The organism is Variovorax jilinensis, from assembly GCF_030316885.1.
Lineage (GTDB): Bacteria > Pseudomonadota > Gammaproteobacteria > Burkholderiales > Burkholderiaceae_C > Variovorax > Variovorax jilinensis.
Genome location: NZ_JASZYQ010000006.1, coordinates 63802 through 89102, shown reverse-complemented (window position 1 = coordinate 89102; position 25301 = coordinate 63802). Strand labels below are relative to the sequence as shown.

Annotated in this window: 27 protein-coding genes; 8 read left to right on the top strand and 19 right to left on the bottom strand. The window is 67.5% G+C overall.

Translation table 11 applies throughout. The annotated features are described in order from the left end of the window. Window positions 1-8: 8 nt before the first annotated feature. From QTH87_RS20775 to QTH87_RS20755, 5 genes are read right to left on the bottom strand one after another with little or no spacing between them, the layout of a single operon-like run. Complete coding sequence (locus QTH87_RS20775) at window positions 9-1067, bottom strand: Ldh family oxidoreductase (protein WP_286612095.1); 1059 nt, start codon at window positions 1065-1067, stop codon at window positions 9-11. A gap of 46 nt (window positions 1068-1113) precedes the next feature. Then, window positions 1114-2202, bottom strand: a complete 1089-nt coding sequence (gene hppD / locus QTH87_RS20770; protein ID WP_286611946.1) for a 4-hydroxyphenylpyruvate dioxygenase — start codon at window positions 2200-2202, stop codon at window positions 1114-1116. Window positions 2203-2226: 24 nt separating this feature from the next. Then, entirely contained in the window at window positions 2227-3207 is a 981-nt protein-coding gene (locus QTH87_RS20765) for a tripartite tricarboxylate transporter substrate binding protein (protein ID WP_286611945.1), read from the bottom strand. A 31-nt stretch (window positions 3208-3238) separates the two neighbouring features. Then, complete coding sequence (locus QTH87_RS20760) at window positions 3239-4393, bottom strand: CaiB/BaiF CoA transferase family protein (protein WP_286611943.1); 1155 nt, start codon at window positions 4391-4393, stop codon at window positions 3239-3241. Window positions 4394-4412: 19 nt separating this feature from the next. Next, window positions 4413-5369, bottom strand: coding sequence for a hydroxymethylglutaryl-CoA lyase (locus QTH87_RS20755; RefSeq protein ID WP_286611941.1), 957 nt, complete (start codon window positions 5367-5369; stop codon window positions 4413-4415). 127 nt (window positions 5370-5496) lie between these two features. Between QTH87_RS20755 and QTH87_RS20750 the strand changes: the two genes are divergently transcribed. Next, complete coding sequence (locus tag QTH87_RS20750; RefSeq protein WP_286611940.1) at window positions 5497-6408, top strand: LysR family transcriptional regulator; 912 nt, start codon at window positions 5497-5499, stop codon at window positions 6406-6408. On the opposite strand, the gene QTH87_RS20745 is transcribed toward QTH87_RS20750, so the two are convergent. Next, entirely contained in the window at window positions 6401-7240 is an 840-nt protein-coding gene (locus QTH87_RS20745; protein WP_286611938.1) for a class I SAM-dependent methyltransferase, read from the bottom strand. The genes QTH87_RS20750 and QTH87_RS20745 overlap by 8 nt on opposite strands. Window positions 7241-7378: 138 nt before the next feature. Between QTH87_RS20745 and QTH87_RS20740 the strand changes: the two genes are divergently transcribed. Beyond that, window positions 7379-8395, top strand: a complete 1017-nt coding sequence (locus tag QTH87_RS20740; RefSeq protein ID WP_286611937.1) for an AraC family transcriptional regulator — start codon at window positions 7379-7381, stop codon at window positions 8393-8395. On the opposite strand, the gene QTH87_RS20735 is transcribed toward QTH87_RS20740, so the two are convergent. From QTH87_RS20735 to QTH87_RS20725, 3 genes are all read right to left on the bottom strand, one after another. Next, the gene (locus QTH87_RS20735) at window positions 8287-9834 is read right to left on the bottom strand and encodes an NAD(P)/FAD-dependent oxidoreductase (protein ID WP_286611936.1); all 1548 of its coding nucleotides are present in this window, start codon (window positions 9832-9834) and stop codon (window positions 8287-8289) included. The two genes, QTH87_RS20740 and QTH87_RS20735, sit on opposite strands and share 109 nt — an antisense overlap. Window positions 9835-9975: 141 nt before the next feature. Further along, window positions 9976-10542: a redoxin family protein gene (locus tag QTH87_RS20730; RefSeq protein ID WP_286611934.1), complete on the bottom strand. Its 567-nt coding sequence runs from the start codon at window positions 10540-10542 to the stop codon at window positions 9976-9978. 33 nt (window positions 10543-10575) lie between these two features. Further along, on the bottom strand, window positions 10576-11121 hold the full coding sequence (locus QTH87_RS20725; protein WP_286611932.1) for a carboxymuconolactone decarboxylase family protein: 546 nt from the start codon (window positions 11119-11121) through the stop codon (window positions 10576-10578). 94 nt (window positions 11122-11215) lie between these two features. On the opposite strand from QTH87_RS20725, the gene QTH87_RS20720 reads away from it, so the two are divergent. Continuing rightward, entirely contained in the window at window positions 11216-12103 is an 888-nt protein-coding gene (locus tag QTH87_RS20720) for an AraC family transcriptional regulator (protein WP_286611930.1), read from the top strand. Here the strand turns inward: QTH87_RS20720 and QTH87_RS20715 are convergent. The 4 genes from QTH87_RS20715 to QTH87_RS20700 are packed head-to-tail and all read right to left on the bottom strand — an operon-like array spanning window position 12075 to window position 16660. Next, window positions 12075-13055: a Bug family tripartite tricarboxylate transporter substrate binding protein gene (locus QTH87_RS20715; protein WP_286611928.1), complete on the bottom strand. Its 981-nt coding sequence runs from the start codon at window positions 13053-13055 to the stop codon at window positions 12075-12077. The genes QTH87_RS20720 and QTH87_RS20715 overlap by 29 nt on opposite strands. Before the next feature lie 55 nt (window positions 13056-13110). Continuing rightward, on the bottom strand, window positions 13111-14073 hold the full coding sequence (locus tag QTH87_RS20710; RefSeq protein WP_286611927.1) for a 3-carboxyethylcatechol 2,3-dioxygenase: 963 nt from the start codon (window positions 14071-14073) through the stop codon (window positions 13111-13113). Continuing rightward, complete coding sequence (mhpA, locus tag QTH87_RS20705; RefSeq protein WP_286611926.1) at window positions 14070-15755, bottom strand: bifunctional 3-(3-hydroxy-phenyl)propionate/3-hydroxycinnamic acid hydroxylase MhpA; 1686 nt, start codon at window positions 15753-15755, stop codon at window positions 14070-14072. Before mhpA ends, QTH87_RS20710 begins: the two co-directional genes overlap by 4 nt. Window positions 15756-15766: 11 nt before the next feature. Then, window positions 15767-16660, bottom strand: coding sequence for an alpha/beta fold hydrolase (locus tag QTH87_RS20700; protein ID WP_286611925.1), 894 nt, complete (start codon window positions 16658-16660; stop codon window positions 15767-15769). Window positions 16661-16783: 123 nt separating this feature from the next. Here QTH87_RS20700 and QTH87_RS20695 point away from each other — a divergent pair, with 123 nt between their 5' ends. From QTH87_RS20695 to QTH87_RS20680, 4 genes are all read left to right on the top strand, one after another. Further along, complete coding sequence (locus QTH87_RS20695; RefSeq protein ID WP_286611924.1) at window positions 16784-17575, top strand: DNA-binding transcriptional regulator; 792 nt, start codon at window positions 16784-16786, stop codon at window positions 17573-17575. A gap of 119 nt (window positions 17576-17694) precedes the next feature. Further along, window positions 17695-18240: a hypothetical protein gene (locus QTH87_RS20690; protein WP_286611923.1), complete on the top strand. Its 546-nt coding sequence runs from the start codon at window positions 17695-17697 to the stop codon at window positions 18238-18240. Window positions 18241-18427: 187 nt separating this feature from the next. Next, window positions 18428-19423 (top strand): SDR family oxidoreductase, encoded by a 996-nt coding sequence (locus QTH87_RS20685; RefSeq protein ID WP_286611922.1) that lies wholly within the window; start codon window positions 18428-18430, stop codon window positions 19421-19423. Window positions 19424-19503: 80 nt separating this feature from the next. Further along, complete coding sequence (locus QTH87_RS20680; RefSeq protein ID WP_286611921.1) at window positions 19504-19659, top strand: hypothetical protein; 156 nt, start codon at window positions 19504-19506, stop codon at window positions 19657-19659. A gap of 16 nt (window positions 19660-19675) precedes the next feature. Here QTH87_RS20680 and QTH87_RS20675 read toward each other — a convergent pair whose 3' ends face one another. From QTH87_RS20675 to QTH87_RS20665, 3 genes are all read right to left on the bottom strand, one after another. Next, window positions 19676-20272 (bottom strand): hypothetical protein, encoded by a 597-nt coding sequence (locus tag QTH87_RS20675; protein ID WP_286611920.1) that lies wholly within the window; start codon window positions 20270-20272, stop codon window positions 19676-19678. 811 nt (window positions 20273-21083) lie between these two features. Next, complete coding sequence (locus QTH87_RS20670) at window positions 21084-21314, bottom strand: hypothetical protein (protein WP_286611918.1); 231 nt, start codon at window positions 21312-21314, stop codon at window positions 21084-21086. A 14-nt stretch (window positions 21315-21328) separates the two neighbouring features. Further along, window positions 21329-21514: a tripartite tricarboxylate transporter substrate-binding protein gene (locus QTH87_RS20665; RefSeq protein ID WP_286611916.1), complete on the bottom strand. Its 186-nt coding sequence runs from the start codon at window positions 21512-21514 to the stop codon at window positions 21329-21331. Window positions 21515-21846: 332 nt separating this feature from the next. Here QTH87_RS20665 and QTH87_RS20660 point away from each other — a divergent pair, with 332 nt between their 5' ends. Beyond that, complete coding sequence (locus QTH87_RS20660) at window positions 21847-23433, top strand: phospholipase D family protein (RefSeq protein WP_286611914.1); 1587 nt, start codon at window positions 21847-21849, stop codon at window positions 23431-23433. Here the strand turns inward: QTH87_RS20660 and QTH87_RS20655 are convergent, their stop codons facing one another. From QTH87_RS20655 to QTH87_RS20645, 3 genes are read right to left on the bottom strand one after another with little or no spacing between them, the layout of a single operon-like run. Next, window positions 23434-24078, bottom strand: a complete 645-nt coding sequence (locus QTH87_RS20655; RefSeq protein ID WP_286611913.1) for a YceI family protein — start codon at window positions 24076-24078, stop codon at window positions 23434-23436. A 31-nt stretch (window positions 24079-24109) separates the two neighbouring features. After that, window positions 24110-24682 carry a YceI family protein gene (locus QTH87_RS20650; RefSeq protein WP_286611912.1) on the bottom strand — a complete coding sequence of 191 codons (573 nt, stop codon included), beginning with the start codon at window positions 24680-24682 and terminating at the stop codon, window positions 24110-24112. Continuing rightward, window positions 24679-25263: a cytochrome b gene (locus tag QTH87_RS20645; RefSeq protein WP_286611910.1), complete on the bottom strand. Its 585-nt coding sequence runs from the start codon at window positions 25261-25263 to the stop codon at window positions 24679-24681. The genes QTH87_RS20650 and QTH87_RS20645 overlap by 4 nt, the downstream gene beginning before the upstream one ends. Between the last annotated feature and the right edge of the window lie 38 nt (window positions 25264-25301).

Genomic DNA, 25301 nt, shown 5'->3' with positions numbered 1-25301 from the left:
CGCCGTCCTCAGAGCGGCAGAAGGTCGAAGGGATGCCCGACGCGTGCACCCAGTTGCCGGAGCTCGGCCCGCAGACCCGCGGGGATCGGAATGCCATCGGCGAGGCGCTGGGCTTCGCAGCTCGCCTGCCGCTGGCCCGGATAGCGCGAGCCCGGGCCCGAGCCATCCCGGAAGGCCTGCATCCAGGCCCCGATGCTGACGTCGAAGGCGTCCTGTCCGATCGCAAGCGCCGGGTTGATGACGATGAGGAAGGCGCTCACGTCGGCTGCCGAGCCTTGCAGCGAAGCAGTCGCTTGCCCTGGCGGATCGGCGATGACGCCGTTCAGGCTGCCGGCCAGGCACTCCACCAGCATGGCCAGTCCCAGGCCCTTGTGGCCCGCCATCGGCTGCATCGCGCCCTTCAGCGCCAGCGCAGGATCGGTGGTGGGCCTGCCGTCCGGCCCGAGGGCCCAATCGCCGGGAATCGTCTGCGCGCCTTCGCGCTGCGCCTGCATCACGTGGCCGCGCGCCACCACGCTGTGCGCCATGTCGAAGACCAGCGGCGCCTGGCCCGGCACGGGAACGGCGAAGGCGATCGGGTTGTTGCCGATCACCGGTCCTCGGGAGCCGGGCATGGCCATGATCGGCGGCGTGCGCTGGCACAGGAGGGCGAAGAAGCCGCTTTCCGCAGCCGTGAGGACGAAGGTGCCGAGCGCCGCGAGGTGGCCGGCATGCACGATGCCGCAGGGCACCACGGCCGTCGATCGCGCCTGCGCCATCGCGCGGTCGATCGCCGCCGTGGCAACCAGCTGACCGAGCCCGCCGTCGCCGTCGCAGCGCAGCAGCCCATGGTGGTTCTCGAAGCGCGGAGCCGCACGCGGATTGATCTCGCCCGAAGCCAGCCTGTCGACATAGCCCGGCAGCCGCGAGACGCCGTGGGTGTCGATGCCGCGCAGGCTCGTGCGCACCATCACCTTCGCGCCGACGGTTGCCGCCGCCGCGTCCATGCCCTGCGTCGCGAGCACCGCGGCGACCCAGCGTTGCAATGCATCGGCGGTAAACGCTTCCGGTGCCGGCGCCACCTTCATGGACACGCCGAAGCGATCGCGCCGGCGTCGTCGTGCGACAGCGAACTCATGGGTTTGCCTGGAGCACTCCGCGGCGCACCTGATCGCGCTCGATCGACTGGAACAGCGCCTTGAAATTGCCTTCGCCGAAGCCGTCGCTGTAGTCGCCCTTGCGCTGGATGAACTCGAAGAACACCGGCCCCCCGAAGGCGGTCTCAGAGAAGATCTGGAGCAGCAGGCGCGGCGTGCCGCCCTCGGTGGTGCCGTCGAGCAGGATGCCGCGCGCCTGCAGCTCGCCCACCGGCTCGCCGTGGCCGGGCAGGCGCGTCTCGAGCATCTCGTAGTAGACGTCGTTGGGCGCGGTCATCAGCGGCACGCCGGCCAGTCCCAGCTGGTCGATGGTGTCGATCAGGTTGTCGCTCAACAGGGCGATGTGCTGGATGCCTTCGCCGTTGAACTTCATGAGGTATTCCTCGATCTGTCCCGAGCCCTTGGCCGACTCCTCGTTCAGCGGGATGCGGATCTTGCCGTCGGGCGCGGTCAGCGCCTTGGAGGTCAGCCCGGTGTATTCGCCCTGGATGTCGAAGTAGCGGATCTCGCGGAAGTTGAAGAGCTTCTCGTAGAAGTTGGCCCAGAAGGTCATGCGGCCGCGATAGACGTTGTGGGTGAGATGGTCGATCACCTTCAAGCCGTGGCCTGCGGGATGCCGCTCCACCCCTTCCACGAATTCGAAGTCGATGTCGTAGATCGACTTGCCGTCCTCGAAGCGGTCGATGAGGTAGAGCGGGGCGCCACCGATGCCCTTGATCGCGGGCAGGCGCAGCTCCATGGGGCCGGTGGCGATCTCGATCGGCTGGGCGCCGAGCTCGAGCGCACGCGCATAGGCCTTGTGGGAGTCCTTGACGCGGAACGCCATGCCGCAGGCCGAGGGTCCGTGTTCGGCAGCGAAGTAGGCGGCCGGGCTGTTGGGCTCGCGGTTGACGACGAAGTTGATGTCACCCTGGCGGTACAGCACCACGTCCTTGGAACGGTGCCTGGCGACCAGCGAGAAGCCGAGCTTCTCGAAGAAGGGCTCGAGGGTGTCGGGCGTGGGCGAGGCGAACTCGACGAACTCGAAGCCCATCAGGCCCATCGGGTTTTCGAACAGATCGGTCATGGCTTGCTTTCGGGTTGTGGTGCCTCATTCCGCCACGATGTTGGCCTTCTTGACAAGCCTGGCGTAGCGCTCCTGCTCCGACTTGAAGTACTGCGCGGAGGCCTCGGGCGTCATAGGCTTGATGATGTTTTCCTGCTTGGCCATCGCTTCCTTGGTTTCCGGCGTGTTGAAGGCGGCAATGATGGCTGTATTGAGGCGCTTCACTTCAGTCGGTGACATCCTGGCCGGGCCCACGAAGGCAAACCAGCCCCCGACGTCGACACTCGGGAAGCCCTGCTCGGCGATCGTCGGCAGGTCGGGCAGGGAGGGCACACGGCTCGCACCCATCACGCCGATCGCGCGCAGCTGCCCGCTCTTGAGCTGGCCCTGCACGGCGGGCAGTGCGACCACGCCCATCTCGACCTGGCCGCCGATGATGTCGGCCACCATCGGGCCGACGCCCTTGTACGGGATGTGGCGGACGTCGACGCCGGCCGCGTCCATGAACATCGCGCCGGCCAGATGGATGATGGTGCCGTTGCCCGACGAGGCGTAGTTGTAGCCGTCGGGCTTGGCCTTGAGCAGGGCCTGCAGTTCCTTGGCGTTCTTCGCCGGCACCTTGGGGTTCACGACCAGCACGAAGGGCGTTTCGCCCACCACCGAGATCGGCGTGATGTCGGCGATCGCGTCGAAGGGCATCTTCTTGAAGACGCTGGGATTGACCACGTGGTTGTTCGAGACCACGCCGAGCGTCTGGCCGTCGGGCGCTGCGCGCACGACCACGCTGGTGCCGGTGATGCCGCCCGCGCCGGGCAGGTTCTCGATCACGACCGGCTGGCCGCCGAGCGACTTGGTCAGCGAAGGCGCGGCCGCTCGCATGATGGTGTCGACGCCGGAGCCGGCACCGACCGGCAGCACCAGGCGCAATGGCTTGTCGGAGGCTTGCGCCATGCTGCTGGCCGCGCTGAGGACAAAGGCGGTCGCGATGAGCGCGTTGACCGCGCGGCGTTGCAATTCGAGTTTCATGGGTTGTCTCCGTGGGTTCTTTGAATCGGTATCAGGCGGGAACGTGACTCGGAAGGCCGGCCAGGATCTCGTCCGTGTGCTGTCCGACGGCGGGTAGTGCATGCCGCACGCCCGGCCGGCGTCCGCCCATGAGCAGCGGCAGCAGCACGACGTCCGTCATCTCGCCGTCGTCGCATTCCATCGGCACCAGGCCGCCGCTGGCCTTCAGGTGCGGGTCGTTGACCAGCTGGTCGGGCCGCATGATCGGTGCATAGGGAATGCCGGCCGCCTCCAGCTTGGGGGCCAGGTCCTCGATCCGATGGTGCTTGAGGATCTCGCCGAGCTTTGCCAGCAGCGCGGGCCGCACCGCCACGCGCAGCGCGTTGTTCGCGAGCGCCGGATCGGCCGCCAGCTCGGGCGCCTCGATCACGCGGCACAGCGTGAGGAACTGCTTGTCGCTGACCGCGCCGATGAAGAGCTGCTCGCCCTCCGCCAGCGTGAAGACGTCGTAGACGCTCCAGGCCGACACGCGCGAAGGCATCGGCGGCGGCGGCTCGCCGGTCATCGCGAACTGCTGCATGTGCTGCGAGGACAGGAAGACGCAGTTCTCGAAGAGGGCACTCTGCACCTCCTGCCCCCGGCCCGTGCGCTCGCGCTCGCGCAGCGCCGCCAGCACGCCGATGGCGCCGAACATGCCGCCCATGATGTCGTTGACCGAGGTGCCCGCGCGCAGCGGCCGGCCGACCGGACCGGTCATGTACGAGAGGCCCCCCATCATCTGTACCACCTCGTCGAGCGCGAGCCGGTTCTCGTAGGGACCGGGCAGGAAGCCCTTGTGCGTGACGTAGATCAGCTTCGGGTACTTGGCCGACAGCGTCTCGTGGTCGAGGCCGAAGCTGGCCATCAGGCCTGGCCGGAAGTTCTCGAGCACCACGTCGCACTGGCCCGCGAGTTCGGCCGCGGTGGCACGTCCTTCCTCCGTCGCGATGTCGATCACGACGCTCTTCTTGTTGCGGTTGAAGGAGCGGAAGAAGCCGATGCCCAGGCCCGGCAGCTTGCGTGTCTTGTCGCCGCCGGGCGGCTCGACCTTGATCACCTCGGCGCCGAGGTCGGCGAGGATCATGCCGCAGGTCGGGCCCATCACCATGTGGGTGAACTCGAGCACGCGGATGCCGGCGAGGGGCAGGGAAGCAGAAGGGGTGGTCATGAATCGGTTCTCTGGTTGTTCAGGCTGAAACGGCTTCGGCGCCGAGGCCGAAGGTCTTCGGCAGGCCGGCCTGCCAGAGCGACCCATGGAGGGTCTCGCCGGCCAGCCATTGCGCGACCCGGCCCCGCAGCGCGAGCAACCGCCCGATGTCGATGCCGGTGGCGATGTGCATGCTGCCGAGCATGTAGGCCAGGTCTTCGGTCGAGACGTTGCCGCTGGCGCCGGGCGCGTGCGGGCAGCCGCCGATGCCCGCCAGGCAGGCGTCGAAGCGGCTGACGCCGACTTCGAGCGCGGCATAGACGTTGGCGAGGCCGAGGCCGCGCGTGTCGTGGAAGTGGCCGCACCAGAAGCGCTCGCCGGCAATCGCGACCGCGTCTTCGAACAGGTCGCGCACCATGCCGGGATCGGCGTAGCCGACCGTGTCGGCGATGCTCACGCGGTCGGCGCCGGCGTCCAGCAGGGCCTGCATCAGGCGCAGCACCTCGCGCTTGTCGACCGCCCCCTGCAGCGTGCAGCCGAAGGCCGTGCCGACGCCGCCTTCGATCAGGGTGCGCGAGCCTGACGCGTCGCGCGCCGCGCGGATCTTCGCGACCTCGGCGACCACGTCGTCGGGTGTCTTGCGCAGGTTGGCCAGGCTGTGGGCGTGGCTGGCCGACAGCGGCACGATCATCAGGTCGGCGCTGGCGGCGATCGCGCTCTCGGCGCCGCGCAGGTTGGGCACCAGCACCGAGGTGAAGAGCCCGGGCAGCGTCCTGGCGAAGGCCACCAGTTCCGCGGTGTCGGCCAGCTGCGGCAGCAGGCGGGCCGGCACGAAGGAGCCGACCTCGATCTCGCGCTGGCCTGCCTCGTAGGCGGCGCGGATCCATTCGATCTTTTGCGCGGTGGGCAGGATCGTCGCGATGCTCTGCAAGCCGTCGCGCAGTCCTACTTCGCGGATCACGGCGCTGCGCGGCAGGCGGGCCGAAGGAACTGTCATGGGGTGTCTCCAGGCTGGGGCGCTCGGGTCGGCGCGATGGAGCCACTGTAGGCATTCCCTATTGATCTTGAAAGCGGTAAATTGGAACGATCACAGTTCCATATGGGAATGTCACCGACATCACGGCATGCACGACCTCGACCTCACCAGCCTCCGCCTGTTCGTGGCCGTCTGCGAGACCCGCAACATCGCGCGGGCCGCGGAGCAGCACCACATCGTCGCCTCGGCCATCAGCAAGCGCATCGCGCAGCTGGAGCACACGCTCGGCAACGTGCTGGTGGAGCGCAACCGCCGCGGCGTATCCATCACGGGCGCGGGCGAGATCCTGCTGGAGCATGCGCGCGGCATGCTGGCCGGCGCCGACCGGGTCGCGCGCGACATGGCCGCATTCGGCAAGGGCATCAAGGGCCAGGTACGCATACTGGCCACGGTCTCGTCCATTGCCGAGTTGCTGCCCGACGACATCGCCTCGTTCCTGCAGGTCCCCGAGCACCGCGAGATCCGAATCGACATCGAGGAAGCGCTGAGCCGCGATGTGGTCACCGGCCTGCGCGAAGGGCTCGCTCCGCTGGCGGTCTGCTGGGACGCGGCGGACCTCGAGGGGCTGCAGACGCGGCCCTATCGCAGCGACCATCTGGCCATCATCGCCAGCCCGTCGCATCCCCTCGCAGCCCGCAAGCGCTGCGCCTTCGAGGACACGTTGGACTACGACCACGTGGGGCTGCCGGCATCGACCGCCGTGCACACCATGCTGGCGCGGGCCGCGGCCATCATCGGAAAGACCATCAGCTACCGCGCGGTGGTGTCGACCTTCGATGCGTCGCTGCGCTGCGTGCGCGCGAACCTCGGCATCGCGGTGGTCCCGCGCGAGGTCGCCGAGCCCGTGGCATCGACCCATGGGCTCAAGGTCCTGCCGCTCACGGACCCCTGGGCCCGGCGAAGCTTCGCCATCTGCTTTCACGACGAGACGCGTCTGTCGCCCGCCGCCAGGGCGCTGGCCGCGCACCTGCAAGCAATGGCGCCCAGGCGGCTCAGCTGACGGTGATGACGATCTCGGCGTACTCGCTCGGCACCACCAGGCCGCGCCCGCCACCGATGTCGAGTTCGTCGATCAATGCCGTGATGTCGCGCTCCAGTGCAGCCTGCCCGGCTGCATCGAGCGCGCCGAAGGCCTTGTGGGTCGGGCCGTAGAAGTCCCGGAACACCTGCACGAAATGCGCGGCTGACCGATAGCGGAAGGCGAAGTACCGATGCTCGACCTTCAGGGTCAGCGCCCTCGGTCCGAACCACTGGACGAGCTGCGCCTCGGTGCCCCAGAGCGAGGGCGGGCGCACGCCGGCGGGCGGCGGCACATGCGCGCCGATGATCTTGAACAGCCGGCCGATGAATCCGTTGGGCGTCCAGTTGGCCATGCCGATCCGGCCACCGGGCCGCACGACCCGCAGCAGCTCCTGCGCAGCGCGGGCCTGGTCGGGCGCGAACATCACGCCGAAGACCGACAGCACGCAATCGAAGCTGGCGCCATCGAAGGGCAGGGCCTCGGCATCGGCGAGCTGGAAGCTGACGGTCAGGCCTTCGGCCTCGGCCCGCGCGCGGCCCCTGTCGAGCAGCGCCTGCACGTAGTCGGTGGAAGTGACCTCGGCGTAGCGGCGGGCCGCGGCCAGCGTTGCGTTGCCGTTGCCCGCAGCGACGTCGAGCACGCGTTCGCCGGCACGCAGGTCGACCGCCTCGGCCAGCGTTTCGCCGACGATCTGCAGCGTCGTGCCCACGACGGTGTAGTCGCCGCTGGCCCAGGTGGCTTGCTGGCGCTGCTTGATCGCGGCATAGTCAGGCGCCTCGGCTGCGGGGCTCTCGATGATGGAGGAGGTCATGACATGTTCCTTCAGGTGGGTTGATTGCCGACAGCATCGTTGCCGGTGTCCCGATGATTCCCGGCGACGGCCCGGGGCGCTTCACCGGATGTCGCCGCGCCTTGCTCCAGCGTCCGCCGATGCATCGGCCCTGCGGCCATGAACGAGCTCGATCCGCTGTCCGACGTGCTTCGCAGCGTGCGCCTGCGGGGTTCGGTGTTCTTTCACGTCAGCTGCCGTGACCAGTGGGCGGTCTGGGCGCCGAAGTCGTCCGAGGTAGCGCCGACGCTGATGCCGGGTGCCGAGCACGTGATCGAGTACCACCTGTTCGTCAAGGGCGAAGGCTGGATCGGCGTCGATGGCGAGCCGCCGCTGCGCATGCGGGAAGGCGACATCGTGATGCTGCCGCACGGTGACGGCCACATGGTCTCGAGCGCACCGGGCATGCAGTCGGCGCCCGACGACGACTGGCTGTTCGACGAGATGGAGGAAGCCAGGCCCCTGCCGGTGACCTACCGCGGCAGCACGGTGGAGCTCGGCCTTCTGCCGCCCGAAGACGCCACGACGGTCATCGTCTGCGGCTTCATCGCGTGCGACCTGCGTCCCTTCAATCCCCTGATCCATGCGCTGCCCCGCGTGCTGCACCTCCCGGCCGAGGGCGTCGGTGCCTGGGTGGCACCGATGCTCGAGCATGCGGCGTCGGAATCCAGAGCGCGTCGGGCCGGCGGCGCGGCGCTCCTCCAGCGCGTCAGCGAAATGGTCTTCGTCGACGGCGCAAGGCGCTATCTGGAATCGCTGTCGCAGGACACACAGGGCTGGTTCGCTGCGTTGCGCGACCGGCAGGTCGGACGCGCGATCTCGGCCATGCACGCCGATCCGGCGGCGCCGTGGACACTGGAAGAGCTCGGCCGGCAGGTCGGCCTGTCGCGCTCGGCCCTGCACGATCGCTTCGTCGCGCTGACCGGCATGGCACCGATGCAGTACCTGGCCAGCTGGCGCATGCAGTGCGGCGCCCGCCTGCTCAGGGAAAGCCGCTCGAGCGTGGCGGCGGTGGCGCTGGAGGTCGGCTACGAATCGGAGGCCGCGTTCTCCCGCGCATTCAAGCGGGCGACCGGTTCTCCACCGGCCGGCTGGCGACGCACGCAGCTCGAGCGTGCCGGCTCGCCGGGTTCCTGAAAGCCCGAGGCAGCCGGCGCGGGGTGCTGCTCGGCGCGCTGCAGCCCGCACGCGGCGACGAGCCCGGGCCACTGTGGCGCGGCAGCCTTGACCGACCGGATGTACCGCTCCATCACCTGCGGCGAGACCTGGCTGCGCATGCGCGTGCCGTAGTCAAGACGCGAAGCCGCCAGCCATTGCATGAGTCGCTCATGGCGCGACCAGCGCTGGCGATTTGCCAGCGTCGTCGCATGCATGGTGACCCAGCTCGTGTCGTCCTGGGGCAGCGGCACCGGCTGGCACATGTCGTTGCGCGCTTCGGCGCCCGCCTCGACCAGGCATTCGACCGCGGCGATGAAGGCAGCACTGAAAGAGGGCGCGCATTGGCGCACCAGTTGCAGATGGATGGCCTCGTCGCCCTGGAAGACGGGAATTCCAGGCCGCGACGGTATGCCGCAAGCGCTGCAGTCGATGAACAGCTCCCCCGGCAGCGCGCCGACGACGCCTTTCTCGAGAACGACACGATCGACACCGATCTCCTGCACATGCCCGAGACGCAGCACCGACCGGATGCGGCGCAGCTCGGCGAGCTCCTGGCGGGTCACCGTGGCGCAGCGGTACCGGGTCGGCGACACCGATCGATCGAGCCGCAGCAGCTGTCCCTGGGATTCCAGCTGCACAAACAGGTCCTCCAGCGATGCGGCGCGCGCCACGCACTCGAACTGCGCGGCCAGCGAGCCGAAGAAGCGGTCGAGGTGCTCGGCACCGGGCTGCACGTTGGCGCGGTCGAGGAACCAGGCGTCGCTGGGCATGATCCAGCGAATGCGCGCGGGCTCCGCGCCGTTGAGCAGCAGCCACAGGCAGGCATCCATGCCCGTCTTGCCCGCGCCTACCACCGTGTAGCGTGAATGCGCGCGCGCAATGTGGGGCAGGGCGTTCGGGGGCACGCAACGAACGCCTGCGGCGATCGCGAATCGCGGGCTGTGCGTGGCCGGCACCCGCGTGCCGGTGTGCGTGGCATGCACGATCTTGCGCCGCACCCTGATGCCGCCCTCCGTGCCGTTCAGGAGGGATCGGACCCGTTGCATGCCGGCCGGGTCCATGCCCACGTGTTCCGTCATCGAGAGCAGCTTCACCCGCCCGGAGGGCAGCAGCTTCTGGCGCAGGACGGCGTCGAAGTGGTCCAGCACCTGCTGGCCCGAGGCCATCTCGTGCAGTCCGCAGTTGGTGCCGGCGGTATCGACCGCATCGGTGCCCAGCGTCCGCGAATTGAGTCCGTAGAACGCCGAGGGCTGGTGCAGGCGCACGAACGGATAGGCGTCGTTCCAGTGGCCTCCGGGCCGATCGTGGAGATCGACCAGCGTGATGCGTGCGTCGCTGAGGTCGAAAAGCGAATCGGCAAAGCCCATGCCCATCGCGCCCGCGCCGACGACCAGGTAGTCCGTAGAGTGCTCGTCCATGGAGGCTCCTTCGAGGTCTCGGCATCTTGGGGCCGTTCGTGAAGCGCGACCATGCGCGAGCGTCCGGAGTTCTTGCTCGGGTGTCCGGCGCGCCCTGCGAATGCCCGGAAACCGCCTCGAGGCGGGACCTCTCTCGTGCAGCTAGCCCGCGACGGTCCTGCAGCCTTGCTCGTCACACTGCGCAGCCGCCGCCTGGAGCGCCTTCGAATCGTCCGAAGGACGCTCGGTCGGCGCCGTGGGGGCGTCCTCGGCCACCAGCTGGCCGATGGCGGCGCCCAAGGCGATGTCGTCGATCAGTCCGAAGTGACTCATGCGGATCCGGCCCCGTCGATCGATCAGCACGGTCGTCGGCGTTCCCTGCAGCTGATAGTCACGCATCGTGGCCGGGATGCTGCCGCGCGAAGGGGCGTCGATCGCGATCGGGAACGTCAGGCGGTACTCGTGGACGAAGGCCTCCAGAGCCGCGGGCGTCATGACGTCGTGATGCTCGAAGACCGAGTGCAGGCCGAGAACCGCGACATCCTTCGCGGCAAAGAGCTGCCGGATCTTCCTGGCCTGCGGCAGGCTGTGCGACACGCAGGCCGGGCACAGCATCTGGAAGGCTTCCAGCACGACCACCCGGCCGCGAAGCGACTCCAGGCTGATCGGGGTTGCCGTGTTGAGCCACTGCGCAACCTGCAGCGGCGGTGCTTCGGGGTGGTGTGACATGGTGAACCTCCTGAATCGAAGATGAGATGGAAGCTAGGCGGCCGTGCGCAATTCCACGGCGGGAAAGTCGACCGGCACGTCGAACGCGACATTCACGTAGTTGGTGAACAGGTTCAGCGCGACGTGGGCCAGGATCTCGACGATGTGCTCGTCGTCGAATCCCGCGGTGCGCAGCGCCAGCAGGTCTGCCTCGCCGATCTGCCCTCGTGCGTCGACCAGCTGGAGGGCGAAGCGCAGGGCGGCGGCGGTCTTCGGATCGGAGGATTCGCCGGCCTGCGCGGCCGCCATGTCCGACGCAGACACTCCGGCCTTGCGACCGAGCGCCGTGTGCGCGGCCAGGCAGTAGCGGCAGGCGTTGCGTTCGGCGACGGCCACGGCAATCTTCTCGCCGAGTTGCGCGGGCAGCACGCCGCCGCTCAGGGCCCCGAACGCGCCCCACATGCTCTTGAGGGCGGCAGGCGAATTGGCCACGGCGCGGAACATGTTCGGCGTGGCACCGAAGGCGCCGTGGATGCGGGCGAGAAGGGCCTTCGCCTCTCCGGCGGCAGCGTGGTCGGGGACGAGTTGGATGCGGTTCATTTCGGTTCCTTCAGTTGATGTCGATGCAACGAGTTTCCTCCGGCGCGTCGTATGATGGGTATCGTTCCATCCATCAGACATACCTAATCGTCCAATGCAGGCCAGTGCATCGATCGACCGGCTTTCCTCGCTGCTTGAGCGCTTCCGAGTGCGGGCGCACCTGTTCCACGCCGGCCCCCTGTGCGGCGTCACCACCTACGCCGCCGAGCCGGGGCGCGGCTTTCTGCATGTGCTGCGGCGCGGCGACATGGTCGTCACCCATTCGCCGCGCAAGGGAGTTCCCCGCCGGATCGTGGTAAACGAGCCGAGCCTCCTTTTCTACCCTCGACCGCTCGAGCACCAGTTCCACAACGCGCCTTCGGAGGGTTCCGATTTCGTCTGCGCGACCGTCGACTTCGAAGGCGGCGATGCGCATCCGCTGGCGCGCGCGCTGCCGCCGCTGATCCGGCTCCCGCTGCGCGAGGTGCCGGGGCTCGAAGCGTCGCTGTCCCTGCTGTTCGCGGAGACCACGCAGGTGCTGTGCGGGCACCGGCTGCTGGCAGACCGCTTGTTCGAGGTCGTGCTGATCCAGTTGCTGCGCTGGCTTCTCGACCATCCGCAGGAAGTCGAATTGCCGGTCGGCCTGCTGACCGGCCTGGGCGAGCCGCCGCTGGCGCGTGCGCTGGTGGCCCTGCACGAGCGGCCCGGCGATCCCTGGCCGCTCGATGAAATGGCCAGGGTCGCAGGCATGTCGCGGAGCGCCTTCGCGGCGCGCTTCAAGTCACGGGTCGGGACGACGCCTGCGAACTACCTCGCGGCATGGCGGCTGGCCATCGCGCAGGCCCGGCTCCGGGACGGGACTCCGGTCAAGGCCATCGCCGACGAACTGGGCTACGCCAACGCCTCGGCGTTGTCGCGGCTCTTCACGCAGAAAGTCGGGATGTCTCCGCGCGAATGGCGAAATCAGGAAGCGTTCATTCCACCTGCGCACCGCTTGCCTTGACCAGCGGCGTCCAGCGGTTGACCTCGCCCTTCATGAACTGGCCGAACTGCGCGGCGGTCATGGGCAGGGGATCCAGCCCCTGGTCGGCAAAGCGCTTGACGAGGTCGGGGCTCTGGATGGCCTTGGTGACGGCCGCGTTGAGTGTCGCGACGACGGCATCGGGGGTGCCGGCCGGGGCCACCACGCCGAACCAGACCCCGGCATCCAGACCGCCGACGCCGGCCTGAGACAGCGTCGGCACGGCGGGCAGGCCTGCGAACGCGCGCGGATCCGCCACGGCCAGCGCCTTGAGCTTGCCGGCGTTGATCAGCGGGCCGCTGCTCATCATCACGTCGAACATCAGGTCGACGCGACCCGTGACCAGGTCCTGCAGCGCGGGTGCCGACCCCTTGTAGGGCACGTGAACCATCTTGACGCCCGTCCTGCTCCCGAAGGTCTGGCCCAGCAGGTGGCCGATCGAACCCGGACCCTGGGATGCGTAGCTGAGCCCCTCGGGCTTCGATTTCGCCAGTGCGATCAGATCCTGCACGGTGCCGGCGGCACTGTCCTTGGCCACCACCAGGATCATCGGCGTCTGGACGAAGGCGCTGACCGGCGTGAAGTCCTTCATCGGGTCGTAGGAGAACTTGCTGAACAGCGTGTGGTTGATGGCGAACATCTCGGTCGCTCCGACGAACAGCGTGTAGCCATCCGGCTTCGCCTGGCGCACGAAGGAGCCGGCGATCTGGCCGCCGCCACCGGGCCGGTTGTCCACGACGACGGGCTGGCCGAGCGTGTCGCTCATCTTCTGCGCGATGTTGCGCGAGATCGTGTCGGTCGGCCCGCCCGGCGCGAAAGGCACGACCATCGTGATCGCCCGCGTCGGGAAATCCTGCGCCGGCGAGGCACAGGCCATGAAGATCAAAGGCGCCGAGGCAAGCGCCTTGAGGAAGGTGCTCAGTCTGGTTTGCATGTCTTGTCTCCTTTGGTTGTTGAAAATCGGACGCATCTCGTCCATTCGCCACCGGCTATTGCGGGTCAGCGCCGTCGATGAACATGAGGCCATAGCCCGCGATCAGCTCGTCGATCGCCTGGTAGTGCCGGAAACGGGCGCCTCGAATTCCTTCGCCCAGCGCGGCGCGGCCCACGAGCCAGGTCTTCGACTCGTGGGCCGAGAGGCCCGCTTCCTCCGAGATCGAATGCTCGCTGAGCGCCTCCAGCTCGGCCAGCCGGCCATGCTCGATCGCGTCCATCCATCGCCGGTCCCACGCGGCATTCAGGGGCTTCATTCCGGCATCCCCGGCCGCCAGAGCCAAGCCTGCGGCCAGCACCCGCGCAGTCTTGGCCCGGCGCATCTCGTCGCTTTGCTCGGCCCGGATGGTGATGCGCTCGCGCACCTGCGGGTCCGGATGCGCCAGCGTCGGCACGGGCGGCTCGTGCGAAAGGCCTCCGGACGCCAGCAGCAAGGTGCGGCCCGGCAGCCGATCGATGAAGCGGCCGAGCGCGAGCCCCAGCCGGCGGCAGCGGCGCACGCGCGGAATGGTCGGGGGCGCCACCGCATTGATGAACAGCGGGATAACCGGCGGCGTGTCCAGACCGCCCCACACGAACTGGAGCGGCTGCACGAAGCCGTGGTCGACACGCATGCGGCGGGACACGGCCGGATCGAAGCCCTCGTCCATGAGGAAATCCGCGATGGCGAGTGCGATCGCAGCATCGACGTTCAGCGGGCCGGCGGGCATGAGGTAGTCACCGACGGATGCGGCCTCGCTGCCGATGCAGAAGGCGGGCATCAGCTCGTTGAAGAAGCCGTTGTAGTGATCCGGGCCGATCAGCACGATGCGGTCCGGTGCCCATTGCAGCACGTGCTCCCGCACGTTTGCAATGGCGCCGAGCAGTTCGCGCTCCACCGGCTCGTCGAGGGTTGCGAGCCCCAGCAGCGGCGTGTGGGACATGCCGAGGAATGCACGTGCGCCCCTGATCGCGTTCATGTGCCCGGCTCCGGTATCGGCACGGCCGTGGAGGCCACGGGGGCACGGGCGCTTGCGTCTCCGGCACGCAGTCCGAGCGCCTCGGCCAATGCCCGCAGCGTGGCATCGAGTTCGAAAGGCATGCACACGGCGGCAACGATCCGGTCCGGCCGGAGCACCATGACCGAGCCGGGTGCGGCGTCGAACCAGCGCCTGAAGTCGCCGTCCCGGTCCGCGACGACCTGCCCCCCGGCCGGCAGGTCTCTCGTCAGGTCCTGGCAGGCCGGGCGCACGACGATCGGCACGGCCTGCAATGCATCGAGGACTCGGCGCGACGCCGCATCGATCCAGGCATCGACGTTCACGCTCCAGCTGACGAGCGCGAAGCGCAGGCCCACGACATCGTCGAAGCGCGCGGCATCGCCGCCTGGATTCATGACCCATGGCTGGCCGAACATCCGGCCAACGGGGCCATCGCGACGCAAGCCCTTGCCATGCACCACCGCGCCTTGCTCGAAGAAGGGCATCGGCTTGAAGCGCATCTGCGCGACATAGTCCCGCAACGGCGGGATTCGCGATATCCACGGCGCGGCGATGTTTCGAAGGATGCGCAAGCCCGAGTTCGCCGGCACGAAGATCTTCCCCACCAGCACGGACAGGTCGATCATGGCCGCCGCATGGGCATGGCGCTCCAGCGTGTAGCTCTCGAGCAGTCGGGTGCCGGTGCCATGCCGCGCCGCCAGGGCCAGTTTCCATGCCAGGTTGGTTGCATCCCGGATGCCGGTGTTGAAGCCCTGGCCCTGCCAGACCGGCATGAGGTGTGCGGCATCCCCCGCGAGAAACACATTGCCCTTGCCGAAGGTGGGCGCGATGCGGGCGTGGTGCGTGTACACGCGGTGCCGGATCACGTCGGGCCTGACATGCGCGGGCAGCACGCGGTGAAGGAGTCGATGGATCGCCTCGAGGCTCTCGTAGGCGCCTTCTTCCTCGTCGGAAGGGACCAGGAACTCATAGCGCCTGACACCGTGAGGCAGCGCGATCTCCACATAGGGAAAGTCGTCCCGCAGCACCAGGGTGACGTTGGGCTTGCCGATGGGATCGTTGGCGAGGTCGATGACCAGCCACCGGGTCGATTCGCTCTTGCCCTCGAACCCGAGCTGCATCATGGCGCGCACCGGGCTGCGACCGCCATCGCAACCGACGAGGAAACGCGCACGAAGCTCCTGTGGCGGACCCTCGTCCCCGCCCTGCGCGTCGGTCGGCTGCACGCTGATCCGCACCTGGCCGCCGTCGTCGACGTAGCCTCGAACCTTGCGATTGAACGACAGGCTCACGTTCGGAAATCGCGCCAGCCCCCGGGCCAGCTCGCGATCGACCAGTGGCTGAATGAATCCGCTGCGGCGGGGCCAGCCGAAGGGCTGGGCGAGGGGATTGATCGACACCAGCAGACGCCCCCGTCGATCGACGAAGCGCATCGCCTGGTTGGGCACGGTGTGCCGGCGCACGGGTTCGGCCAGCCCCACGGCCTGGAAGCTGCGAAGCGATTCGTCGTCCATGCCGACGCCACGGGGATAGTCGATCAGCTCGGGCAGCATCTCCAGCACCAGCGTACGCACACCCAGCGCGCCGAGATGGTTGGCCAGGGTGAGGCCGGTCGGGCCCGCGCCCGCGATCACCACCTCCCAGGGCATGTCGGCCGTCATCGGTGCCGGCCTCAGGGATCGAGGGCCGTGGAAAGCTCGCGGCCCAGCAGAAAATTGACGTGCAGGCGATCGAAGGTCTCGACGTCCTCCCACTGCGGCCAGTGCCCGCAGTCCTGCATCACGACGAAGCGGGCGCCGGGAATCATCTCGGAGATCCGGCGTCCCTCGGAGACGTCCGCGGTCGGATCGTGTGAGGTCCAGAGCACCAGCGCTGGCGCCTCGATGCGGGCGTAGTCTTCCGGCGTGATGAGATTCCTCGTTCGCACCTCCATGTCCTGCAGCACCATGGCATTGGCCATCGCCTGCCTGAAACCGGGCTGCGAGTAGATGGCCTGCCGGCAGGCGATCAGGTCGTCCGTCGCGTGCTCCGGGTGGGCCATGAGCCATTCGACGCGCGCCTTGATGAATTCCCAGCTCGGATCTTCCGCGGCGCGCATCGAGAGGCTCTTGATGCGCTGCATCACGGTCGGCTCGGCGCGGGAGCCGCCCGCGGTGTTGAGCACGACCCGTTCCACGCGGTCGGGGTGGCTGGCAGCCATGCGCGAGGCCACCCAGCCGCCCAGCGATTCGCCGCTGATCCGCGCCCTGTCCCAGCCCTGCGCATCCATGAAGCGCAGCACGTGATCGACGTAGTGATGGATCTCGTATGGATGATCGGGCTTGTCGGTCCAGCCGTGGCCGATCAGGTCGATCGACCAGGTGTCGAAGAAGCGCCCGTGCACGCGCAGGTTGCGGGCGTAGGCCTCCGCATGGCCGCCGACGCCATGCAGGAGGATCAGGGGAGGGTGCGAGCGTTCTCCCGCCTGCAGGTAGCGCGTGCGGATGCCCTTGGCGTCGAACCATCCTTGCGAGAACGGCGTGCGGTTGAGGTTCTGCCAGAGGCTCTGCGTCGCGGCGTGGGGCATTCTTCCTGTCTCCTTCTGCCGGGATGTTCACGCACGGACCGAGCGACGTAAACTGAGTGCACCAGGTGCACCATGGTGCTGGTAGAAACCCGTTGCGCCGCCTTGCCGGCCGGAGAAACCGACTTGTCCACCCCCTACAAGGAAGTGCGCGGACTCACCCGGGGCATCGAGCTTCTCAAGGTGCTCAACGCCGCGCCGGGCGGCATCGCGACCACCACCGACCTGGGCAAGGCCTGCGGCATGCACCGGACCACCGTCAAGCGCCTGATGGAAACGCTTCGGGCGGCCGGCCTGGTTCGCCACGGCGAGCGCGATGGCCAGTACTACCTGACCTTCGAGGTGCGGCGCCTGAGCGAGGGCTTTGCCGACGAGGCGTGGGTGTCGCAGGTGGCGACGCCGCTCATGCATGCGTCGGTCAAGGACCTGCTGTGGCCGTGCGACATAGCGACCATCGAAGGCGGATTCATGGTGGTGCGCGAGTCGACCCACCGCTGGAGCACGCTGTCGCAACACCATGCGCGCCTGGGGCAGAAGCTGCCGCTGTTCATCACGGCGGTCGGCCGCGCCTACCTTGCCGCGTGTTCCGACGAGGAACTCGAGGCGCTGCTGAAGCTGCTCGGGGAGCGCGACGACGCCATGGGTGCCATGGCACGGGATCGGCGCCGGATCAACCGCATGATCCGGGAGACCCGGCTTCGCGGCTATGCGGTCAATGAAGGCGAATGGGTGCTGGAGCCACAGTTCGCTGCCATCGCCGTGCCTGTGCTGAGCGGCGACCGGCTGCTGGCCGCGATCAACATGATCTTCCCGAAGGATGCCGTGTCTGCGCGCGACCTGAAGACTCGCTATTCGGTGCGGCTGCGCGGCCTGGCCGAGGCCATCGGCAAACGGAGTCTGGCCTGGATCGAGGACTGAAGGCCTGCAACGCAGGGCCATGCACATGTGGCCGCGATGGCTATTCCGGCTCGGCCGGCCCGAATGCCCTATGGTTTCCACTCCGGCGCTTGGCAGTCGCGACCCGGCAAGGGAGCAGCATGAAACTCGACCAGACCTTCGACCGCTGTCTTCGTGGATGGATGGGCGTCATGTTCCTGGGCTGGAGCGTTGCCGCCGTCGCGGCGGACCCGCTTCCGATGCGGCCCGAATACTGGACGCCCGAGACGACACTCGATCCACCTCGAGGCGCAGACGAGGCATCCCCGCCGGCATCGGCAGGACGCGCCAGGGCCGCGCGTTCTGCCGAGAAGCTCTTTCTGATCGAGAAGGTCGTGGTGCCGCCTCGCGTACCGGTCAATGGTGCGTTTCAGATGCAGGTCTCGCTGCGCAGTCTGGCGCGCTCGGGCCCTCCGCGCAGCTACGAATTCAGCATCCTCGCCAGCAGCGAATCCAGCGCCGGCCTCGCGATGACGATCGGCACCGTCGACGTTCCGGCGCTCGCCAGTGGTGCCATGCAGACAAGGACGGTGGAGGTGGCCGGGCCGTGGTCTGCCGGCGTCTGGAACCTGAGCCTCTGCCTGCAGACGGCGCAGACCGTCGCGCCTCGGACGTGCCAGGGGAAGACCCGCCTGATCGTCGACTGAGGGCCGGCCGGCGCTGCACGCGTCGATCGGGCAGCGCGGGCCCGGCACTGGGCGGGGAAGTGCAAGGCTGTCCGGATCCGACCGGAGGTCGCGGTGGCCGGGAGTGCGGCTTTCATCGAACAGCGCCTACACGGCGCGACGTCGGCGCTGCCTACGATCCGTGCTTCGTTGTCCACGAGGTTCTTCCATGGCCACCAGCAAGTCGAAGCCGCCCCGATCGGCGAACGCCCTCGTGCGCAAGCACCAGGACATCCAGCGCGCGCAGCGACGCGCGGATGCGAACGCAGCACCGGCACGAAAAACCACCCGCGCCGTGCAGGCAGGCGTCCGGGTTCAACCGAGCCGCCAGCCGGCCGAGCAACTTGCCAAGCCCGGACTGGAAGCAGACCTGAAGCTCAAGCCTCGCTTTGCGGCGCCCGGCTACGTGGGCAGCGGCAAGCTGGCAGGCATGGCCGCGATCGTCACGGGTGGCGACTCGGGAATCGGGCGCGCGGTGGCGGTGCTGTTTGCCCGGGAAGGTGCGGACGTGGCGATCGTGTACCTCGACGAACATGCCGACGCGAAAGCCACCCAGGCCGCGGTGGAGGCCGAGGGCCGGCGTTGCCTTCTGATCCCGGGCGACGTGCGACGTTCGGCCTTCTGCCAGCGTGCTGTCGACAAGACGGTCAAGGCCTTCGGCCACCTCGACATCCTCGTCAACAATGCCGCGTTCCAGATGCACGCGGAGGCACTGGAGGACATCGACGACGAGCGGCTCGACCTGACGCTGCAGACCAACATCGGCGGCTACATGCGGATGGCGCGCGCTGCGCTGCCGCACCTTCCGGCCGGCGGGTCGATCATCAACACGGGCTCTCGCACCGGCCTGCAGGGCAGCCGCAACCTGATCGACTATTCCGCGACCAAGGGCGCGATCCACGCGTTCACTAAAGCCCTCGCGTTGAATGTGATCGACCGCGGCATCCGCGTGAACGCGGTCGCGCCCGGTCCGGTCTGGACCCCCCTGAACCCTGCCGACAAGATGCCGGCCGATGTCCGGAAGTTCGGCAAGGAGACGGACTTCAAGCGCGTGGCCCAGCCCGAAGAGTTGTCGCCGGCCTTCGTCTTCCTGGCCGCGCCGGCATGCGCCGGCTACATCACCGGCATCGTGCTGCCGGTGACAGGAAGCGTTGCCGCCATCTGAGCCCGCAGGGTCGCGGACCGGTGCCCCTCCTACAGACGTCGGGTCGGCCTGGCGTTAACTTGATCGCAAAGGAGACCTCCATGCCCCATCCCAAGATTCCTTCCGACGACGATCCCGCGCAGTTGCCGGTCGAGCCGGAGTTCCCCACCGACCCGGAGCCCGGCAACCCGCATTCCGACGAAGGAATCCCGGGCACCGACGAGAACGCCGCGGGCTTCGTCAAGGAGAAGCGTTAGCGCCCCTGGCAGGCCCCTAGAGCACACCCGCGGCCTGGGCGGAATCCAGGACATTGCGCATCAACCCCCTGACCTGCCCGCCGACGTCGGAAGACGGCGAGGCCACGAAGGTGCTGCTCCACACCATCCGGCCCGTCCGCACGTCGATGACACGTCCGGTCGCAGAAAATCCGGTGGCGCCCCCGCCTCCCCATGCGCCGCCACCGATCGGTGCGCTCAGACCCACACCAACGCCACTGTTGCGCCCGCCGCTGAAGCCGCCGATGCCGATGGCCATGCCCGAGCCACCCCAGCCGCCGGAACTCGCCGCAGGCGCAAGCGTCAGGATGAAGATCGCGTTGGCACCGAGGCTCGTGGCGCTGGACGCCATCTGCGGATCGGTCTCTCGCGGGCTGAATGGCGTGGTTCCGGGTGCCACGATCGGACGCACGCCGCGTTCTGCGAGTGCCTGGGTCAGGTCGCTTTCGCAGGGTGGGCGCATCAGAAGATCGAAGGTGTCGCAGGCGACCAGGACCGGCGCACCGCGCAAGAGGCCGGAATTCGGGCCCAGCCCCGGATCGACCCACTCGCTCCAGCGCTGTGGTGGCGGCGAAGCACATCCGGCCAGCGCCATGGCAAGCCCGAGAACGAGCGTCCTGCAGGCGCGATGCACGCGGGAGCCGGCGGGGCAGGTGGAAGACTCTCGTTTCATGCTCACCCTCTAGGTTGGAAAGGCAGGTTCAACCGAAACGCAGGTACAACCATCCGTCGTCCGCTTTCTCGCGCGCGGCGGAAGATCCGTCGTCTTGGAGTAGGAAGACACCGCGACACCGCCGCCCCGGGCGGTGCCCCTGCTTCGCGGCAGCCGACCCACCCGCCTGACTCGGGGGCTCGGCGCCTACGTCGACAAATGCCGTGCGAGCGCGCCTTGCATGATCCGCACGAACTCCTCGACGCGATGTTAGATCCGGGTCATCGGCCCCGCCACCAGCACCGCGCACTTGGCGATCGGGCAGCGCCACCGGCAACGCCACGCCGCCGAGGTCGTTCGTGAACTCGCCGTGGCCCTCGAACCAACCGAGCTTGCGCGACGCCTCCACCTTCTGCTCGACACGCGTGCTTGCCACGCACCAGTTGCCTCGCCTGATGTATTGGTTTTGTTCATGATTCGTCGGACTTCTGTTCGTCTTCAGTTCATGACATGCTTGCATTGAGTCTATTAATTCTTCGTTTTCTGTTTCGTTTTTGCCGTCATCTTGAGATGTTCTTTCAGTTATCGGACGTTTGCTGTCCAACGGCCTTCGGCCTGCGTGATCTGGACGTCCTTCAAAGGAGAGATTTAGGTCCTTAACAGGCCCTAAACCTCAATACACAGAACGCACCCCCGGCGGGGTGGCTAAGTCGTTGATATATAACGATTTATTCGCTCGCGCGATGCTTATTGCTCACCATGCAGACACCATGAACAAGGCGGAAAGCCGCATGGATGCTAGATGTTCCATGGTGAATAGGCACCAGAGACAAGTTGAATGAACGGTGGTGAATGCCTGCCGGATTTGCTGTCGATCGAGGGCCGTCAAAGGCTTGGGACGCGGCATGCAATCGCCAATGGCGGCGATCGGCTCGAAGTCCCTTGACGTGAAGCGTGCGGTGCGGTCGATCAGCGGATTGATCACGACGAACCTCGAACCTACCAGTCCGTGTAGCCATCAGCCTTGGAGTTCTTCACGGCGTCCGCGCCGATGCTGCCGTTCGCGCCCGCTCGGTTCCCGACGACGACCGGCTGGCCCCATTGAGCAGCGACGCTATCGGCCACGATAGGGGCCACGATGCCGACGACGCCGCCGCCGACGGGATAGGGAACCAGCCAATTCACGGGGCGATCGGGAAGCTCGACGCAAGGGCGGGCATGGCCGCCCAGGCCCCGGCACTCTACGAAGCTCGCACAAACGCATCAACGAAGCATTTCGCATTTGCATATTTGGCAGATCGGCGGAGCCTGAGGTAGTTCGCAACCGACTCCCCCGATCGTCCAGCATTGCTGCGCATGAAGATCGGAAGCCTTCCTTTTTCGAGGCTGCACCAGCCCGTTCCCGACGTTGGCCCTTATTCTTCGGGGCGAAGCGAACCCACTTGTCGGGTCTGCTGCCTTTGATCGAACGGAGCCTTGTCATCTTGCCCGAGTCAGCTTGCATCGCCCAGGGTCGGATGCTCCTCCACAAACGAATCCTGCCGGGCATCCTTTGTCTGTGCATCTGGCTCGTCTCGGGTTGCGCATCGCTGCCCGACGGGCTTGCCGGTCCTCCGTCGAAAGCCCTGCGCGCATCCGCCGACACCACGCTGGGCCGACTGGCGCAAGCGGCCGCGCCCGATCCAGACCTGAGCGGATTCAGGCTCATGCCCGGCGGCGACTACGCGTTGAGCACCCGGCTGGAACTCGCACGCCGCGCCGAACGAACGCTCGACGTGCAGTACTACCACATCGAGAACGACGAGACGGGCCGCTACTTCCTCCGGACGCTGCGCGACGCGGCCCTGCGCGGAGTGCGTGTGCGGCTCCTGATGGACGATCTGTACACCTCGGGCGAGGACAAGCTGCTGCTCGGCCTGGCTGCCACGCCGAACCTGGAGATCCGCCTGTTCAATCCCTTCCCCGCGGGACGTGACAGCCTCGGCAATCGCTTCGCAGCGTCACTTTTCCACTTCGACCGGGTGCAGCGGCGCATGCACAACAAGTTGTTCATCGCCGATGGCGCGATGGCCGTGGCGGGCGGACGCAACATCGGCAACCAGTACTTCGCGCGCACGGCCGGGCCCAACTTCCTGGACCTCGACACCTTCGTGGCCGGTGCGCTTCTGCCGCGCCTCGGCAGCCTGTTCGACCAGTACTGGAACAGCGAGTACGTTCTGCCGCTGCATGCCGTCGTCAAGAGCGATGTACCGCGCGAGGAGCTGCAGGCCGCGTTCGAGGCGATGACCGGCCCGGGTTCCACGCCGCCGCCGCCGCCGCCCGCACCCAACGACCTGCTGGGCTACGGTCCGATCGTGGACGACCTGCGGGGCGGCCGGCTCGACCTGATCCAGGCCCGTGCCGAGGCGTACGCCGACTCCCCCGACCGGGTGGTCGGAAAGACCGCGTCCTATGGCGGCGTCCCCCTGCTCGACGTGGACAGCGTGCGTTACAACGTCATGGAGCAGATTCGCCGGGCGCGCAGCGACGTCAGCATCACCTCGCCCTACCTGATTCCGGGCAGGGGCGGACTGGAGGTGATGCAGGAGGTGCACGGGCGAGGCGTGAAGATGAGCGTCGTCACCAACTCGCTGGCCGCCACCGACGAACCGTTGGTTCACACCGCCTACCGCCGCTACCGGCCCGACATGCTGCGGCTCGGCATGGAACTCCATGAACTCAGCTCGGTTCGCACGCGCGACAGTGTGCGCCTGGGCCTGTTCGGTTCGTCCGTCGGACGGCTGCACGCCAAGTCGGCGGTAATCGACCGGCGAATCCTGTTCATCGGTTCGATGAACTTCGACCCGCGTTCCGATGCGCTCAACACCGAGATCGGCCTGTTCATCCAGAGCCCCGAGATGGCGCAGCAGGCGCTCAAGCTGGTCGATGTGCTCAAGCAGCAAGGCTCGTACCGGCTTCGCTTCGCCGAAGGGACGGAAGAGATCGAATGGGTCACCGGCCCTGCGGGGCGGCAGGAAGTGCTGACCGAGGAGCCCGACTCCGACTTCTGGAGCCGCACGATGCTGGAGATCCTCGCGCCGCTGACGCCGGAAAGTTTCCTGTGATCAAGGCTTGAGGTTGATGGCCTCGACCTGGACCAGAAGCCGGACCTTGTCCTCGAAACCGAAGTTCAGGCCCCAGAGGATGCCCCATTGGCTTCGCTCGACCGTGGTCTCGAAGTCACCGCCGCAGACCTGGCGCTTGATCAGCGGATTCATGTAGCAGTTGAAACGGCTGGCCTTCAGCACGACCGGCCGCGCCTGACCCATCAGTGTGAGGGTCCCGGCCACCTCGGTCACCTTGTCGCCGTTGAATGCAATGCTGTCAGACTGGAAGCGGGCGGTCGGAAAGGCCGCGACATTGAAGAAGTCCTTGCTCTGCACATGCCGGTTCAAAAGGTCGACCCCGGTATTGACGGAACTCATGTCCATGGTGATGTCGACCTTGCCGCTCGTGCCCGTGGGGTCGATCTGCACCGATCCATCGCTCGTGCTGAAACGGCCTCGGTTTGTCGTCGTGCCGTAGTGACCCATCTCGTAGTTGACGAAGGTGTGGGTCGGATCGATCGTGTAGCTCGCGCCCTTGACTGGCCCGCCGGCCGGCAGCATGGCCATCGGCGGAGCCGTGAAATCGGACCGAAGAGGTGCCTGCGCGTGAGCCGCCGCGGTGAGGACGAGGAGCAGGGCGCTGGCGCAGGCATTGGGATTCATGGGGATGTGAGTGCAGGTCGTGGGGCGAGGTTCACAGCGGTCCGAGTCCCGTCAGGGTGAACTTGAATCGGACCTCGACGTCGTTGGCGATCATCGAGGTGTCGGTCCATTCGCCTTCGCCGACCTTGAAGCCGAGGCGCTGGAGGGTGAAGCTTCCGCTTGCGACGGATTCGCCGTGCGCCTGCGTGATCGCCACCGGCACCACAACATCCTGGGTCGCACCCTTGATCGTGAGCCTGCCCACCACCTCGAACTGGCCGTTGCCGAGTCCCTTGATGGCGGTGGACCGGAAGTTCGCCGAGGGGTGCTTCGCAGTATCCAGCCATGCCGGCCTGGGCAGTTCGGCATCGCTCTGCGGTATGCCGAGCGCCGCGCTGCCCGTGTCGATCGAAAGCGAGATGCTGCCGCCTTCGGGCCTGCGCGGATCGAACGCGACCTGCGCCGAGAAGCGGCCGAACCTGCCTTCCACCGGCACGCCCATCTGCTTCGTCACGAAGCCGATGCGGCTCTTGTCGGACAGCAACTCGGTCTTCGGCGGATCCGCGAACGACAGCCCGGCGGAGACGACGAGAGCAACGCCAAGCGCAAGACGCAACGGATTCATGATGAAGGGCTTTCTGGGCGCCGGGCCGGCCACATGCGGGCCAGCAGGCCGTCATGGTCGATGAAATGATGCTTCAACGCGCCCACGGTGTGGATGACGACCAGGACCGCGAGAAGGAACGCGCTGCTTCGGTGCAAAGGAAGCAGCACGTTCTGGGCCAATTCCACGTCGACCGGCGCGAGATCGGGTAGCTGCATCAGGCCGAACCAAACGATCGGGAAGCCCGATGCCGAGCTGTAGGCCCAGCCCAGCAGCGGGACGGCGAAGAACAGCAGGTACAGCGCAGTGAGTGTGAAGCGATGGGCGTGGCGCTGCCAGAGCGACATCCGGCGTTCGATCGCAGCGGGCAGGGGCGGTGGACGGTGGGCCAGGCGCCAGAGCAGGCGCAGGGCGGAGAGGGCGAGGATGGTGATGCCCACCCACTTGTGCAAGTTGAAGAGCCGCACGCGCAGCGGCGAGAAGGGCAGATCGGCCATGTAGAGGCCGACGCTGAACGACGTCAGGATCAGGAGTGCCAAGAGCCAGTGCAGCGCCATCGCGATCGGGCTGTAGCGCGCAGTGGCCGGGTGCAGGGCGGACATGGTGGTTCGATGGAAGACGTCGAGCGAGAAACCGATGC